19 protein-coding genes are annotated in these 16,049 nt (G+C 34.9%); 5 read left to right on the forward strand and 14 right to left on the reverse strand.

Translation table 11 applies throughout. The annotated features are described in order from the left end of the window. Positions 1-207: 207 nt before the first annotated feature. From HGP29_RS25280 to rplC, 8 genes are all read right to left on the reverse strand, one after another. Complete coding sequence (locus tag HGP29_RS25280; RefSeq protein WP_168885245.1) at positions 208-1,611, reverse strand: sodium-dependent transporter; 1,404 nt, start codon at positions 1,609-1,611, stop codon at positions 208-210. A gap of 436 nt (positions 1,612-2,047) precedes the next feature. Beyond that, on the reverse strand, positions 2,048-2,824 hold the full coding sequence (gene rpsC, locus HGP29_RS25285; RefSeq protein ID WP_168885246.1) for a 30S ribosomal protein S3: 777 nt from the start codon (positions 2,822-2,824) through the stop codon (positions 2,048-2,050). A 14-nt stretch (positions 2,825-2,838) separates the two neighbouring features. Next, entirely contained in the window at positions 2,839-3,237 is a 399-nt protein-coding gene (gene rplV / locus HGP29_RS25290; RefSeq protein ID WP_168885247.1) for a 50S ribosomal protein L22, read from the reverse strand. Further along, positions 3,237-3,515 (reverse strand): 30S ribosomal protein S19, encoded by a 279-nt coding sequence (gene rpsS, locus HGP29_RS25295; RefSeq protein WP_066212191.1) that lies wholly within the window; start codon positions 3,513-3,515, stop codon positions 3,237-3,239. Before rpsS ends, rplV begins: the two co-directional genes overlap by 1 nt. Positions 3,516-3,523: 8 nt before the next feature. Then, positions 3,524-4,348, reverse strand: coding sequence for a 50S ribosomal protein L2 (rplB, locus tag HGP29_RS25300; protein ID WP_168885248.1), 825 nt, complete (start codon positions 4,346-4,348; stop codon positions 3,524-3,526). Positions 4,349-4,490: 142 nt separating this feature from the next. Beyond that, complete coding sequence (gene rplW, locus HGP29_RS25305) at positions 4,491-4,778, reverse strand: 50S ribosomal protein L23 (RefSeq protein WP_044229482.1); 288 nt, start codon at positions 4,776-4,778, stop codon at positions 4,491-4,493. Between the two features lie 11 nt (positions 4,779-4,789). Next, positions 4,790-5,407: a 50S ribosomal protein L4 gene (rplD, locus tag HGP29_RS25310; protein ID WP_168885249.1), complete on the reverse strand. Its 618-nt coding sequence runs from the start codon at positions 5,405-5,407 to the stop codon at positions 4,790-4,792. Positions 5,408-5,414: 7 nt separating this feature from the next. Beyond that, positions 5,415-6,035 carry a 50S ribosomal protein L3 gene (rplC, locus tag HGP29_RS25315; protein ID WP_168885250.1) on the reverse strand — a complete coding sequence of 207 codons (621 nt, stop codon included), beginning with the start codon at positions 6,033-6,035 and terminating at the stop codon, positions 5,415-5,417. A gap of 389 nt (positions 6,036-6,424) precedes the next feature. Here rplC and HGP29_RS25320 point away from each other — a divergent pair, with 389 nt between their 5' ends. After that, complete coding sequence (locus HGP29_RS25320; protein ID WP_168885251.1) at positions 6,425-7,552, forward strand: TRAP transporter substrate-binding protein; 1,128 nt, start codon at positions 6,425-6,427, stop codon at positions 7,550-7,552. A gap of 54 nt (positions 7,553-7,606) precedes the next feature. Continuing rightward, positions 7,607-8,101, forward strand: a complete 495-nt coding sequence (locus tag HGP29_RS25325; RefSeq protein WP_168885252.1) for a hypothetical protein — start codon at positions 7,607-7,609, stop codon at positions 8,099-8,101. Positions 8,102-8,206: 105 nt separating this feature from the next. Here the strand turns inward: HGP29_RS25325 and HGP29_RS25330 are convergent, their stop codons facing one another. Continuing rightward, on the reverse strand, positions 8,207-8,680 hold the full coding sequence (locus tag HGP29_RS25330) for a DUF4293 domain-containing protein (protein ID WP_168885253.1): 474 nt from the start codon (positions 8,678-8,680) through the stop codon (positions 8,207-8,209). Between the two features lie 25 nt (positions 8,681-8,705). Further along, the gene (gene rpiB / locus HGP29_RS25335) at positions 8,706-9,140 is read right to left on the reverse strand and encodes a ribose 5-phosphate isomerase B (protein WP_281615813.1); all 435 of its coding nucleotides are present in this window, start codon (positions 9,138-9,140) and stop codon (positions 8,706-8,708) included. Between the two features lie 75 nt (positions 9,141-9,215). Between rpiB and HGP29_RS25340 the strand changes: the two genes are divergently transcribed. Further along, positions 9,216-10,322, forward strand: coding sequence for a glycosyltransferase family 4 protein (locus HGP29_RS25340; RefSeq protein ID WP_168885254.1), 1,107 nt, complete (start codon positions 9,216-9,218; stop codon positions 10,320-10,322). Positions 10,323-10,371: 49 nt separating this feature from the next. Next, positions 10,372-11,037, forward strand: coding sequence for a hypothetical protein (locus HGP29_RS25345; protein WP_168885255.1), 666 nt, complete (start codon positions 10,372-10,374; stop codon positions 11,035-11,037). Positions 11,038-11,094: 57 nt separating this feature from the next. Here the strand turns inward: HGP29_RS25345 and HGP29_RS25350 are convergent, their stop codons facing one another. Next, positions 11,095-11,682 carry an SRPBCC family protein gene (locus tag HGP29_RS25350; RefSeq protein ID WP_168885256.1) on the reverse strand — a complete coding sequence of 196 codons (588 nt, stop codon included), beginning with the start codon at positions 11,680-11,682 and terminating at the stop codon, positions 11,095-11,097. 83 nt (positions 11,683-11,765) lie between these two features. After that, positions 11,766-12,533, reverse strand: a complete 768-nt coding sequence (locus tag HGP29_RS29095) for a helix-turn-helix domain-containing protein (protein WP_168885257.1) — start codon at positions 12,531-12,533, stop codon at positions 11,766-11,768. A gap of 183 nt (positions 12,534-12,716) precedes the next feature. Between HGP29_RS29095 and HGP29_RS25360 the strand changes: the two genes are divergently transcribed. Further along, complete coding sequence (locus HGP29_RS25360) at positions 12,717-13,574, forward strand: lysophospholipid acyltransferase family protein (RefSeq protein WP_168885258.1); 858 nt, start codon at positions 12,717-12,719, stop codon at positions 13,572-13,574. A 101-nt stretch (positions 13,575-13,675) separates the two neighbouring features. Here HGP29_RS25360 and HGP29_RS25365 read toward each other — a convergent pair whose 3' ends face one another. Continuing rightward, positions 13,676-14,389 carry an ABC transporter ATP-binding protein gene (locus HGP29_RS25365; RefSeq protein WP_168885259.1) on the reverse strand — a complete coding sequence of 238 codons (714 nt, stop codon included), beginning with the start codon at positions 14,387-14,389 and terminating at the stop codon, positions 13,676-13,678. A 4-nt stretch (positions 14,390-14,393) separates the two neighbouring features. Beyond that, positions 14,394-15,854 carry a DUF5687 family protein gene (locus HGP29_RS25370; protein ID WP_168885260.1) on the reverse strand — a complete coding sequence of 487 codons (1,461 nt, stop codon included), beginning with the start codon at positions 15,852-15,854 and terminating at the stop codon, positions 14,394-14,396. Positions 15,855-16,049 lie beyond the last annotated feature (195 nt).

Genomic DNA, 16,049 nt, shown 5'->3' on the forward strand with positions numbered 1-16,049 from the left:
ATTTTTTCGAAATGATTGAAAATCATAAAAAAGTAGATCAATTTTAACGATTCTACTAATCTTAAAGACCAGTCTTTATTTATTTCATTATGATACTAAGAGATTCTTAAGTATCACATTAAAGTCAAAGTTAGATTATCAAATAAAAAAGGATACCAAATTTTGATATCCTCTTTCGTATATATTTATAAATCAATCTTAAGCATTTTATAGTCCTGCTAAAAGATCAATCCCTAAAAACTTATTGAATATTGTTACAATAGTAATCGCTCCTAAAATAATTGGTGCCATATACTTTAAGGCAAAAATCGTATAGTTTCCAATAAACGATTTGCTAAATCCTGGATTACCTTGTTCTACTTCTTTTTTGAAATTATCTCCTCTCCAAATCCATGCTGTATAGATAGAAATAAAGAATCCACCTAATGGTAAGAAAGTATCTGATGCTAGGTTTTCAATGAAGTCCATAAACGATACTGTTTTACCACTACTATAAGTCATAAAATTAGTAAAGAAGTCTACCGTACCATTACCTAACATCGATGGAATACCTAAAGCAAAAACAACACCTCCAACTAACCATACAGCTCTGTTACGACGAATTTCAAACTCATCTACAACATAAGCTACAGGCACCTCCAATAAAGATACAGTTGAAGTTAAGGCAGCAAAAGATAAAAGTACAAAGAATGAACCTCCGATAATTCTACCTAGCAATGGTCCTAACGATTCAAATGCACTTGGAAGAACTGTAAAAATTAAGCCTGCTCCACCACCAGAACCTTGTAGTCCTTGTGAGTAGATAAACGCAAACATCATTAAGCCTGCAATAAAGGCAATGCCCACGTCAGTCAATAAAATCATTGCTGTTGACTGGGCGATATTATCTTTCTTTCCCACATAAGAACCATAAGTAATCAATGCACCCATACCCAATGATAAAGAGAAGAAAGCCTGTCCCATCGCTGAAAAAGCTACTTCAAAAGTGATTTCAGAAAAATCTGGGATTAAATAGAATTCTACCCCACTCCAAGCACCATCTTGAGTTAAGGCATATCCCATTAAAGACAGGATTAAAAACAATAATGAAGGCATTAATATTTTTGATGCTTTTTCAATACCACCAGAAACACCTTTCATTACGATATATATTGTTAGAAACATAAATACTGTAGAGAACGACAAGTTCAATTGCCAGTTACCTACAAAGTCTCCAAAGTTTTTTCCTAATTCAAAATTGCCAGAGAACATCTCTATGGCAAATCCTAAAGCCCAACCGGCTACTACATTATAAAATGATAATATTAAGGCCCCTGATAAGACACCCATTTTACCAACCCAAGACCAATTTTTATGTCCGTTGGCACTAAATGCACCTACTGCATTTTTATTAGTTTTTCTACCAATAGCAATTTCTGCCATCATCACCGGAAAACATAAAAGAAAACAGAAGCATAAATACATCATTACAAATGCACCACCTCCTCCATCTGCTACTTCAAAGGGGAACTTCCATATATTACCTAAACCTACTGCTGAACCTGCTGCTGCTAGTATAAATCCGATTTTGTTTGAGAAGCCACCTCGGCTACTGTCTGTTACCCCCGCCATATAGTTGTGTTATAATTCAATCGTGTGATAATAATTACAATGAGTTATCATAATCATTGCTCTGAAGAAGTTTAATGTTAGATCAGAAACAAATGAAGCCGCAATAAAATACTTATCTGCTTATGCTACAAGAATTTAGTCAAGCAAATGTTAAATATTATCACTTGTTATGTTGTGAATACTTAAAACAGAATAAAGTATAATATCAATCAATTTTACCCAAATTTTATTCTATAATTATTTTCTATGAATACAGAATAAATGTCTATTAAAATTAAAGTTTGATGTAAGAACAAATCTTAAAAAAGAGGCTTAGTTTATATGATAATCCTTTGTCAATTTAATGATTAGTATATTAATTTCAGAATAAAAAAAGACCCAAGTAGTTTAAAACTACTTGGGTCCACCTGTCGGCTTGGTAATTTAACTTAGGTAATTACGCTTTAGCGTTACCACCTTTGTTTCCACCACCTTTTCTGCCACCACGGCCACCTCTACGACGGTCGCCACGCTTGTTACCTCTGTCGTTACCTCTACGGTTATCACGACGTCCAGTTTCAGCTTGAGGAGAAAGGTCTCTCTTACCTAATACTTCACCTTTGAATACCCAAACTTTGATACCAATAATACCATATACTGTAAGAGCTTCAGATAAAGCGTAGTCGATGTCCGCACGTAATGTATGCAATGGAATACGACCTTCTTTGTAAAGTTCAGTACGAGCCATTTCAGCACCACCCAAACGACCAGAAAGCTTTACTTTGATACCTTGAGCACCGTGACGAACAGCGTTAGCAATTGCTTGCTTCATCGCACGACGGTAAGATACACGGCTTTTCAATTGTTGAGCGATTGACTCACCGATTAATTTCGCATCAGTTTCAGGACGCTTAACTTCAGAGATGTTGATTTGAACATCCTTACCAGTTAAACGCTTTAATTCTTCCTTGATTTTATCAACCTCTGCACCAGCTTTACCAATAACTACACCTGGACGAGCCGTGTGAATAGTTAAAGTAACACGCTTGATAGTACGCTCGATAACTACACGAGAAATACCTGCACGTGGGTTCGGAAGACGAACTGCGATATATTTTCTGATCTTGTTATCCTCGACTAATTTGTCAGAGAAATCTTTTCCACCATACCAGCTAGACTCCCATCCTCTGATATAGCCTAAACGAAGACCAATTGGATTAATTTTTTGTCCCATGGGAAAAACTTATTTTAGTTGTCTGACTCGTTTGATTCTGTACCCTCAGCGACTACGTCGATAAGGCTTGTGTTACGAGCGTCTACTACCACTGTTACATGGTTTGAACGCTTACGGATTCTGTGAGCTCTACCTTGTGGAGCTGGACGGAAACGCTTTAATTGGCGACCACCAGTTACAAAGATTGATTTCACATATAAATCTGCATCTTCTACAGACTCGTCAGGATTTTTGTTTTCCCAGTTTGCCACAGCAGAAAGAATTAACTTTTCTACTAGAGGAGCACCAGCTTTTTGAGCATAACGGAGTGTATTCAGTGCATCAATAACTTGCACACCTCTTACTGCGTCCGCTACAAGCATCATCTTGCGTGGAGCGATAGGGCAATTGTTAAGTTTTGCTACTGCTTCCATTATTTTCTGCCTTTATCTTTTTTGTTGATGTGACCCTTGTATGTACGAGTTGGAGCGAATTCACCTAATTTATGGCCTACCATGTTTTCAGTAACATAAACAGGGATGAATTTATTTCCATTATGTACAGCAAATGTATGACCGATGAAATCTGGAGAGATCATAGATCTACGTGACCAAGTCTTAATAACAGACTTTTTCCCAGACTCATTAGCTGCGTCGATTTTCTTAACTAAACGAAAATCGATATAAGGTCCTTTCTTTAGCGATCTTGCCATAACTTAAATTACTTCTTTCTTCTTGAAACGATTAGTTTACTTGAATACTTCTTAGTATTACGTGTTTTCTGACCTTTAGCGTAAACACCAGTACGAGAGCGAGGGTGACCTCCTGAAGATTTACCTTCACCACCACCCATAGGGTGATCAACTGGGTTCATTGCAACACCTCTAACACGTGGTCTACGACCTAACCAACGCTTTCTACCTGCTTTACCTAAACGTACGTTCATGTGATCGCCGTTTGATACAGTACCGATTGTAGCGTAGCACTCTAAAAGTACTAATCTAGTTTCGCCTGAAGGTAATTTAATTGTAGCGTATCTACCAGTACGACCTAACAATTGAGCATAAGCACCAGCAGAACGTACCATAGCAGCACCTTTACCTGGTTTTAACTCAACGTTATGAATGATAGAACCTACAGGGATCTCAGACAATGGAAGTGTATTACCTACTTCTGGAGCTACACCTGGTCCAGACAAGATAGTCTGTCCAACTTGTAATCCTTCTGGAGCTACGATATACGTCTTAGCACCATCTACATAGTAGATTAAGGCAATACGAGCAGTACGGTTTGGATCGTACTCGATAGATTTCACGATACCAGGAACGCCATGCTTGTTACGCTTGAAGTCGATAACACGAAGACGACGCTTGTGTCCACCACCTCTGTTACGTACAGTCATTTTACCTGAGTTGTTACGACCACCAGAACGGTGCTTACCAACTGTCAGTGACTTCTCTGGTGTACTTTTCGTGATTTCCTCGAAAGTAGGAGCGATTCTGAATCGCTGTCCCGGAGTTGTGGGCTTTAACTTTTTAACAGCCATTTTTCAAACTTTCGTATTTGCTCTTACAGATCACTAGATAGGTTTTCCTAGCACATCTATACACAGCAAATTGGTTAAACTTATACCAATGTTCAGAGTCCGAAGACTCTGAACGAGATACTTTCAATTATAAGATCAGATCCTATAGACCTTCGTAGATGTCGATAATCTCACCCTCAGCTACTTTTACCATCGCTTTTTTGAAAGACGATGTGTGACCGTTAATAACAGCCGCTTTAGTGTAACGAGTTTTTGATTTACCTGGAAGGATAGCAGTACGAACTGCTTCCACATTCACACCATACTTAGCTTCTACAGCTTGTTTGATCTGAACCTTGTTAGCTCCTTTAGCCACAACGAAAGTGTAAACACCACCTTCGTGAGCAAGTGCAGCCTTTTCTGTCAAGATAGGTTTTACTAATACTTGCATTATTTTAAGGCTTAAAGGTTAGAAAATTTTTCAACTGCGTCTTGAGCAATGATTAACTTATCAGCGTGCAATACTTCGTAAGTGTTTAATGAATCAACAACTACTACGTTTGCTTTTGGTAAGTTTCTAGCTGACTTATAAACGTTATCATTTTGCTCACCTAATACTAGAAGAGTTTTAACGTCTGATAAGTTTAAGTTAGAAAGAACCTCTTTGTACGCTTTTGTTTGTGGAGCATCAAAAGATAAAGTCTCCAAAACTGTTACATTGCTTTCTTTTGCTTTGTATGCCAACGCCGACTTACGAGCCAATTGTTTAACTTTTCTGTTAACGTCTTGACGGTAATTTCTTGGACGTGGGCCAAAGATACGTCCACCACCTCTGAAAACAGGTGATTTGATAGAGCCCGAACGAGCTGTACCTGTACCTTTTTGCTTTTTAAGCTTACGAGTAGATCCTACGATCTCCGCACGCTCTTTTGCTTTATGCGTACCTTGACGTTGTGCCGCCAAATACGCTTTTACGTCAAGATAGATAGCATGATCATTTGGCTCGATACCAAATACTGCTTCTGGTAAATCAACTTTACCAGTCTCAACGCCTTTTGAGTTCAATACTGCGATTTCCATCTACTGATTACTTTTCAAGGATTACGTAAGAATTTTTAGCACCTGGAATTGCACCAGAAACAAGGATTAAACCGTCTTCTGGGTACATTTTCATAACGCGTAAGTTCATCACTTTAACACGCTTACCACCAGTACGTCCAGCCATACGAAGACCTTTGAATACACGTGATGGAGTTGCACATGCACCAATCGCACCTGGAGCTCTTAAACGGTTATGTTGACCGTGAGTAGCTTGACCTACACCACCGAAGTTGTGTCTCTTAACTACACCTTGGAAACCTTTACCTTTAGAAGTACCTACGATGTCTACGAATTCACCTTCAGCGAAGATTTCGTCCATTTTCAATACATCTCCTAGAGCTCTTTCCATAACTGGGTTACGGAATTCTACCACTTTACGTTTTGGTGTGGTACCAGCTTTTGAGAAGTGACCTTTCATAGCAGCGGACGTACGCTTCTCCTTTTTCTCGTCGAAGCCCACCTGAATAGCTGTATAGCCATCAGATTCTACCGTCTTAACCTGAGTCACAACGTTAGGACCAGTTTGAATCAACGTACAAGCGATGTTCTTGCCGTTTTCATCAAAAATACTAGTCATACCGACTTTTTTTGCAATAAGTCCTGGCATTGTTCTTTACTTTAAAAATTAATTAATTTAACGCCTGAATATCAACTCATCACTATCTCACTCATGTTAGAAAAACTCATCTTGAACTCCCCGTCTGGTCCTTCAATCTGGTGTCTTTCATGGAGCTTAAACAATAGTGTACAGCTTCCAAACGGCTTGCAAAGGTAAGCATATTATTTTACTTGCCAAATTTTTATTTATATATCACTTAAAAACAGTCAGATAGGTTAATGTTATTAACATTTATCAGACATTATAGCTATCATTATACTGAAAAGTGGATTTTTGTATCTCATTCAAAATGAAAACACTATAAAATTGAGTACTTTTTAAAGTGATAGACTCAATTTACTATAAACTGACTTTTACATTAACATACTTTCTTAACTATGTCTACTCCCAAGAAAAACAGAAGACATTTTATCAAACAGTTTACAAAAGTAAGTGGAGCGGCATTAGCATCCACTGCAGCTTTGTCGTCATGTGGTAAAGCACAAAATTCTGAAAGCACAAAAAGTAAGAAGAAAGAAAAAATATATAATTGGAAATGTGTGACAGTTTGGCCTCCGAACTTTCCTATTCTAGGAGAAGGTGTTAATAATCTAGCCAAAGAACTAAAAGAGTTATCCCATGGGCGTCTTAATATTAAAGTATATGGAGCTGGTGAATTAGTACCTGCACTAGAATGTTTCGACGCAGTACAATTGGGCGGAGTACAAATGATGCATGGAGCTGCATACTATTGGGCTGGTAAAATTCCTGCTTCAGTATTTTTCACAGCAACACCATTTGGTATGAATACAAGACAACAAAATGCTTGGCTATTATATGGTGGCGGAAATGAACTTTGGAAAGAACTATATAATAAAATTGGTTTGGAACCTTTTCCTTGTGGAAACACTGGAGTACAAATGGGAGGCTGGTTCAATAAAAAATTAAACACAGTTGAAGACCTTAAAGGTATTAAGATGCGTATCCCTGGATTAGGAGGAAAAGTATTTACCAAAGCTGGAGGTACTTCTGTTACTGTTCCTGGAGGAGAAATTTACACCAACCTAGAACGGGGTGTAATTGATGCTACGGAATGGATTGGACCTTACCATGACTACCTAATGGGATTTAATAAAATTGCCAAATATTACTACTACCCTGGTTGGCATGAACCATCTGCTACTTTAGAGTTAGTATGTAATAAAGAAGCCTATGATAAATTACCTGAAGATCTTCAAGAGTTAATAAAAACGGTATCTTTGAAATATAATGGTAGTATGATGTCTGAATTTGAAAAGTTCAATACTGAATACCTAGAAAAGATTCAAAAAGAAGGAAAAAATATCATTTTACCATTCCCCGAAGACGTAATGAAAGAATTGAAGAAGAATGCAGACATCGTTATTCAAGACCTTATAGAATCGGATGAATTTGCAAAAAGAGTTTACGAGAGTTTTACGTCATTTAAAGAAAATATTAAACAATGGTCAACAATTTCAACTGATGCTATACAAGAATACCTTTAAACCAATTATTATCTTAACTTTGCGACACTTAAAATATTGATATTCATATAATACATGAGCTCAAAATTATTAAACAACGTAAAGTCAGCTTGTCAGGCAGCTGGTAAATCATTTGTTTACTCTTCACCAGAAGAGAACGACGATAGTCAAGCACAATTCCAATTCATCAGTACTAAAGGTGGTGAAGAAAAAGTAATGGATGCTTTCCTATATACTTTAGAAATGGAATATGTGATGAAACTTCATGAAGAAGCTGTTCAACATGTTATCAACGAGAATCCAAAGTTCGCTGATGCTGACTTCGATACAATGGATGGTCCTCACATGGATGCTGTTGATGAAGCTATTGTAACTTTATCAAAAGACGACACTTACGATGTAGGTGAATTTGTTGAAGAACGTCCTGAAGATGATGAAGGAAATGGTACTCCAATCGACATCTGTCTTCATGTTGCTGAAGTAACTGATGAGGTCATCGAGAAATTCGTTAAAGAATATAACGAAGGTACTTTAAAAATCGATGAAACAGTTCGTTCATTCGAAATCTAGGAATTGATAATTCTAAAGTGATTCTATCACTTAAAACAAATAAAAAGAGGTAAGACGGATTTTAATAATCTATCTTACCTCTTCTTTTATTATGAGAAACTCTCTTTAGTCTCTTAAACGACCGCTAATAGAATCTCTTACTTTTTTCTCATCTCTTTGGATAAACCTATTTGCCATCGAATTAAATACAATCGCAAATACAGGTAAGAAGAATCCGATTTCGAACTTACCATTGTTTTCTCCAACGATCTCTGTTCCTTGCATGTACCCATAGTACATGTTTAAACCGATCACTGCAAAAATCAAAACAGCATTCAATAAATTAATTTTCACTTGTTTCATTCTATCGTTGAATGAAATCAATGAAAATAAAGCAACAACTGCAGATAAACCTGAAACGATAGCAATAGCGATTGTATTGATCGCATCACCTTCTGTTCCTTTATCGATCGTTAATTCAGTTGCTGTTAAAGTTGCTGTTACTCCTTCTCCTTGTCCTGCCCAAATTGGAGCAAAAATTACAGCAGTCATCGCTACTGTAATCAAGAAAAGGAAAATTGATTGAACTCTTTGAATCATCTTAAAATTTTCTCTTTAGGTTTAATTATAAAGCAATCTTATCTACTCTATTTTGATGACGTCCTCCTTCAAACTCTGTAGAGATGAAAGTATCTACAATTTCAATAGCTCTTACTAAAGAAATAAAACGAGCAGGCATTGATAATACATTTGCATTATTATGTTGACGTGTTAATTGTGCTAAGACAGGTTCCCAGCATAATCCACATCTTACACCTTGGTGTTTGTTTGCTACCATTGAAACTCCGATACCACTACCACAAATAGTAATACCAAATTCAGCTTCACCATTTTCAACAGCTTCTGCCAACGGGTGAACATAGTCTGGATAATCACAAGACTCAGCAGAGAAAGGACCAAAATCTTTCACTTCATGACCATTTTTTTCTAAATGTTCAATGATTGCCTTCTTATACTCGTAACCAGCGTGGTCACCACCAATTGCCAATTTCATAATGATATAATTATAAGTTTTTAAAGCGTATTATTACTACGATACTTGCAAAGTTATCAATACTTTTTCTTACTTCACGTTATGTTTATAGTTATTGAGCCTTATCGTTTTCTTCCTCCAACAAATGGAGGTCATAAAGCTTGTTATCATGTCTGTGAAGAAATTTCCAAAAAAACAGAACTGACTTGTATTACAACCACAAACAACCCTGAATTGGACATTCCTTTTCAAGTGGAAAAAGTATTCGCCGACAAAATTACAAAATATATAAATCCTTTTGTCGGTTGGAAAATATATAAATCTGCAAAACGGCTCAAAGCTACACATATTTTATTAAATCAACCCTTTATGGGGTTATTGATGATCCCTGTTGCTAGAATTTTAGGAGTAAAACTTCTTATCTTCTCTCATAATATTGAATTCATGAGATTTAAGAGTATGGGAAAGATCTGGTGGCCACTTATGAAAGCACTAGAAACGTTCACCTACAAAAACGCTGATCAGGTTCTTTTCATTTCAAATGAAGATAAACAGTTTGCTATGGATTCTATGAACATTGATCCAAATAAATGTATCGATATGCCATACGGTACTTCTGTTAACCAATTTCCTTTAGATATTCCTGATAATAAAAAACAGCTTTATAAAGAACATCACTTAAATGATGATATAACTACTCTGTTTTATTTTGGTCCGATGGATTATGCTCCTAATCAAAAAGGATTAGAAAATTTGTTATATGAAATCATTCCTATTTTAAGAAAAAACACAGACTTTAAATTTCACTTATTTCTTGCAGGGAAAGGGTTATCAGAAAAAGAAAGTAACTATATCTCTTCTTCAAAGGATATCACTTGGTTAGGTTTTGTAGATAGTCTTGATTTATATATTAAAGGAACGGATTTAATGCTTAATCCTATTTGGATTGGTGGAGGTGTAAAAATCAAACTCATGGAATCCCTTTCATTAGGTGCTACGGCAATTTCTTACAAAAGTGGTAGTTATGGAGTAAACACTTCTACATTAGGAGAAAAAATAAAAGTGATCCCTGATCAAGATGCACAAGCGTTTAGTGATGAAATCATAAAACTATCCCGAAAAGAGAAAGTACCTACTCCGAATTCGTTCTATGCTTATCATAATTGGGAAAAGATCACAGATCGAATTTTAAAGCGACTTTTATCATAAGGTTTTAGGGCTTAATTTTAAGAGAATTTTTGGCGTTATATTTTTAAAAATGACTTTAGCAGAAACGATCGCGGATCTAATCAATAAATCACCATTTCTTCAGGAAGGAATTTCAGAAGGCATTGTCAATTACAGTGCATTGGCTAGAAAAATGAACCCTGAGGTAAATGTATTAATGGATAAAGAGATCCAAGAAGGAGCTATTGTAATGGCTTTAAAAAGAATGGCCCATAAAATTGAACCTTCGAGAATGGAGGAACAAGCAAAGGAATACATTCGACATATGGGTGATATTCTCGTCCGTTCGGATCTTGTCGATTTTGCTTATAAGAACTCTCCAACACTGATTAGTTGCCAAAAAAACTTATTGGAACTTGTACAAGGCAATAGTAGTGACCTATTTCATGCCTCTTCTAAAGGAATGCATGAAACCAATATAATTACCAGTAAATCTTTTGCCCCTAAAGTAAGAGAACTGTTTCTGAAAGAAGAAAAGCTGACAGAAATACAAGAACTTGCCGCTGTTACCATGAGGATGCCAATGTCTTATGACAAGGATGCTCCCGGTGTTTTTTATTTTATTTTGAAGACTTTAGCCTGGAATAAAATTAACGTAGTGGAATTTATCTCTACCAAACATGAATTCTCTATTGTTATTGAAAAAAGGGAAATCAACAAGACATTCAACCTTCTTCATAACATGAAGAATGGATAAAAAAATACTCAATAAATTATCTGCATTTATTGAGTATTTCCATCAAGCCAAAAGACCTTATTGATATTTACCTATGATTTCTTTTTGATTTTCTTTGCTCACTGCCTCACCAGTCAGTACATAATGCTCAATAAAAATCATTTGCTCTTTAGTGTATTGCTTAAACTTTCCTTTTACAATTCCTCCAATAAAAGCAGGTTTAGTTCTATATGTTTGTGTGATAATTAATTTACAACGCTCTTCATCAATAGGCTTTACTTCATATTCCGCAAAAGTATATTCTGGTACTGTAGGTACTCCTTCACCATCGAAAACCTTAGCTTTAAAATACATAGTTTGCTCATCGAACTCTACCAGCTCCTCCCTCACTAGTTTTTTCCCTTTGTCGTCCAATTGACAAACTCGCTCACACCCTATCTCACTTTTAGTACTCCCATTAATTAATTCAGATTTGACAATCCCTGCATGGTATTTTGATACATCTGCAAATTCATTCCCAACAACATTCCATACTTTTTCCGCCGATGACGGGATCACTCTTTCAATTGAGAAAGTATGTGTCCTTTTTACTTTTTGAGCAGATGCATTTTTGAATGAGAATAACATAGAGATAACTGACATAAGAATAATGCTTTTAATTTTCATAATTAGTTGAATTATTGATATATACAAAGCTACCTTATCCTATTCCCTATCTCTTGTGATATCTTTTCAAAAACTTGTCAAAACTAGTCAATGCTATTTCTGTAATCTCTTGGCGATGATTTATACATAGCTGAAAAAGACTTAGAAAAATGTGCTATATCTTCAAATCCACAATCATAAGCTATATCGGATATTCTAAGTGAAGTAGTTTTCAGCAGTCCTTCGGCTTTTTCTAACCGTTTACCTACAATATATTTTTTGGGAGTCATATTATAAATCTCCTTAAACTTCCTCTGAAAAGTAGAAAGACTCATACCTGATAAAAAAGCAAAGTCTTCAAGCTTCAAATTTTCAAAGAGATTTTTATTTATTACCTCTTGGAATTGATAAGCTTTAGATTGAAATAGTTGTCCTAAAAAAAAGTTAAACTCTGAAGTATCAATAGAAATAAGAATACTAATTAGTTCTCGTACTTTTATCTTCAAATATTCATCTGTCATCAGTTTCTTATTTTCAATATTAAACCTTAACCCCTCAAAAAAATGATCAATAGTCTTATTCGAAGATATTTTGATTAGAGGAGGCACTTCTACTTCATTTTTCAAAGATTGTAATTCAATGGGCAATTCATTGTTGTAAACATCCTGCAATACATTAGGCAATAACTGAAAAGCAATTACCTCATAAGGCTCTTCCTCATTGTTCTCCAACCAATGATTTACAAATTGTCCACATCTCATCAACAACATATCTCCACCATTGATATGAATTAAATCTGTAGATGAAATGATTTTTGATTTACCTCGATAAACATAAATTAATCGAGCTTGATTATCTAAAGGTGACTGCACCTTATATGGAGGTCGAAATTGAACTTTGCCTAGAATAAGCTGATCATTCAATGAATAACTAATACGATGAATTGGAGTACAGTTTAAAAGTTAAAAAAAATCTTATTTAAAGATAGGGGTAAATCTTGTTTCATTTGTCTCTAATGTGAACTTAACATCAAACCACTTAACTTTACTAAAACAATGAATAAGCTAAAGTTTTCTCCTTTTTATTTATTATCCCTTCTCCCTATCAATGTTCTTTATATTTTTTCTGACATTCTGTACGTATTTATCTTTAAAGTATTTCAATACAGAAGAGACATTGTGATGGATAATTTAATCAAATCATTTCCTGAAAAGAAATATCGAGAAATAAGAGAAATCGAAAAACGATTTTATCATCACTTCTGTGATATAATGTTCGAGAGTATCAAAACGCTAACCATGAATAAACGGGAAATCGAAAAACGATTTAAAATAAAAAATCCAGAACTAATTCAAGAACTCTATCATCAAAATAAAAATATTGTGTTGTACTCCGCTCATTTAGGAAATTGGGAGTGGTGTACTTTTTTACCATTATTTCTAGATCATCAAGTAACGGCATTCTATCAACCACTTTCAAATAAATACTTTGATGAGTTGATGAAATTAATTAGAAGTAGATTGGGGGTTTTATGTATTCCTTCTCAAAATGGGTATAAGACACTATTAAAGTTGAAAGCAGAGAAGAAATTAACCTTTAATTTAATTATTGGTGACCAAAGCCCTAGTCACAAATCTTCAAGATATTGGACACACTTTCTTCATAGAGAAACGGCATTCTTAATGGGAGCAGATGTGATATCCAATAAAAACAACTGTGCTGTTATTTATCCACAATGTATTAAAGTAAAAAGGGGAGTCTATGAGACCCAATTTATATTGTTAGATGAATCGCCAAGAGAATCTCAGAAGCATTCAGTTATTGAAAAATACTCCAAAGCCCTTGAAGAAAATATCAATCAACAACCTTATTTATGGTTATGGAGTCATAATCGTTGGAAATTATCAGCATAACCTGTTGATAAGTATTCACAACTAACAAGAATGTTGATAACTTTTCAAGATTACCGTTGTTTACCAAGTGTGATTTTGAAAAGTTATCAACATTTTAAGTTTTATATCAAATCTTCTGAGATTTTATCTCCAAAATACTTTTCTAACTCCTCTAGTGTTGAATCTGAATTCTCAACATCTTTCACAACTTCACCATTTTCTAACATAACGATCCTTGTACTTATCCCAGTAACGTGTTGTAAATCGTGACTTGAAACAATAGCTGTTACACCTTCTTCTGCTAATTTTTGTATTTTCATACGTAACCATTGTTGAGAAGTAGGATCTAGATTTGCAAAGGGCTCATCTAAAATTAATAGATCAGGGTTACCGATTAAAGCACCTAAAATACCCGTCTTATTTTTATTTCCTTTGGATAGATCTTTGATTAACTTCTTGCCAGAAATAAAATCTTCGCCATAGAAGTTTTTTGTTTGCTCTAAGAAATCTTCCAAATCACCCTTATTCCAACCATGTAACTTAGCTACAAACTCTAAATACTCATAAGATGTCATAAATGGAACTAGGAAGGTATCGTCTAAAAAAGAACCTGTAAATTTTTTCCAATCTTCTGTTTTGGAAACATCTTCCTCTTTGATTTCAACTTTGCCTTCAGATGCTTCTATCAGGTCTAATAATAAACTTAAAAATGTTGTTTTTCCAGCTCCATTATTACCAACTAATCCAATAATTTCTTGGGGCTGTATTGATAAGTTATCTAATGAGAGTGCTGTCTTTGTTTTATATACTTTAGTCAGTTTTTCTACTTGTATCATAATCTTAGCTATTTTTAAATCCTTCAGTCATTTTATATCTTTTTTCAATCAAGTTATCAGTAACTAAATTGATTAACGGTCGATGTACCAGCATTCCCAACACTCCAATCACTACGATAGAAATAAGTGCAGCTTTTAACGAAATGAGATAATAAAACCCACCAAATATGATGAGAACTCCCATTAATATCGGGAAAACCATCAGCATGTGTTTTGCTTGCACTCCTTGAAAATTAAATGCATTCTGTTGATCTAAATCTACCTTCTTCTCATTGTAAGTGGCTAAAAACATCATTAGTAAAAGATTGACTCCTACACTATAGAAATAGCCTACACAAATCATGACTGTTACAATTGGCTTAATGGCTAAATAGATTAAACTTAAAGGCAATACAACAAGCGTTGTTAAGCCTGCATACATCAGATATTTCGCTTTTACGTATTCTTTCATCGTAAAAGGTTGAGTTCTGATAAAACTAAAGTATGAACCTTCCCATGCGAACATAAATTGCCCAAAGGTTGAAGGAATCATCGTTGCAGGAAAAAATGAGAAGAAGAACAATTGAATATCCCCAGAATTCTTATCAAAAATGGTGAAGAATGGATACAAAATAAATACAACAGACATGATTAAAGACTGACGCATTCTCTTGTTCCTGAGAATCATTTTTGATTCATAAACAATAAAGGTCCAAAGTTGCGAATCTCCTTGAATGAAATTACCAAGGTCAAAAGATGAATAGGAAGTCGAATTTGTTTCATCATCCAAATACAGTTTTTTCTTTAACAATTGATGTGTGATCGCAAAAACAGCACAATAAATGATTACAGGAATTATTAATAGCAAAGGCATCGCTATAACTTTATCTACGATTACTTGGTAATAATCTGATAAGAAAATGTATTGCTTAAAATCCAAATACAAAACACCCGATAACACTGCCATTATCAAGACCCAACTCCAAAACCTTTTCCCGATTGTCTTACCAAAATTATATGACAGTGACGTGTTGATAAATAGTTGAAGAGTCATAACAACTAACCAAATAATCAATGAACTTTTATCTACTCCTGATCCAATACAAACGGATATCAAAAACAAAAAGGGGAAATAATTGAAGAAAGTAAATAAAGATCTCACTTGAAGAAATACCAATAGAGTTGATTTTTTAATTGGTAAGTACAAGTATGGCTTCAAGTTGAACTTTGTCGTACTTTCTAAAATCGACCTTACTAAAAGGTCTCCAAGTACATAGTAAAATATATACTTATTAAGTACGCTTAAAACATCTAGATCTGGGAACTCCTTAGTTATTATTTTTTCAATAAAAACCCCCATAAGAACTGTTATGGCGGAAAAATATAGAAGCAATAGCACCAAAAAGAATGAAGTTACTACACTTGGAATATCATAAACTTGACGTTTCTTCTCCAAGAAGTAATTGTACGTTAGTTTTAGTAACATTTAGTTAAAGGATTGATTAAAAGAGAGATTAAATGGAACAAAGCAGCTGTTCCTTATTTATATATTAAATATAGATATAAAAAAAAGGTTAGCCAACATCTTGTGTTAACTAACCTTCTATATCTAATGAATGTGGCGCCGACTTACTCTCCCGGGGGTTAACCCAGTACCATCAGCACTGTAGGGCTTAACTGC

It is taken from the genome of Flammeovirga agarivorans (genome assembly GCF_012641475.1).
Taxonomy (GTDB): Bacteria; Bacteroidota; Bacteroidia; order Cytophagales; family Flammeovirgaceae; genus Flammeovirga; species Flammeovirga agarivorans.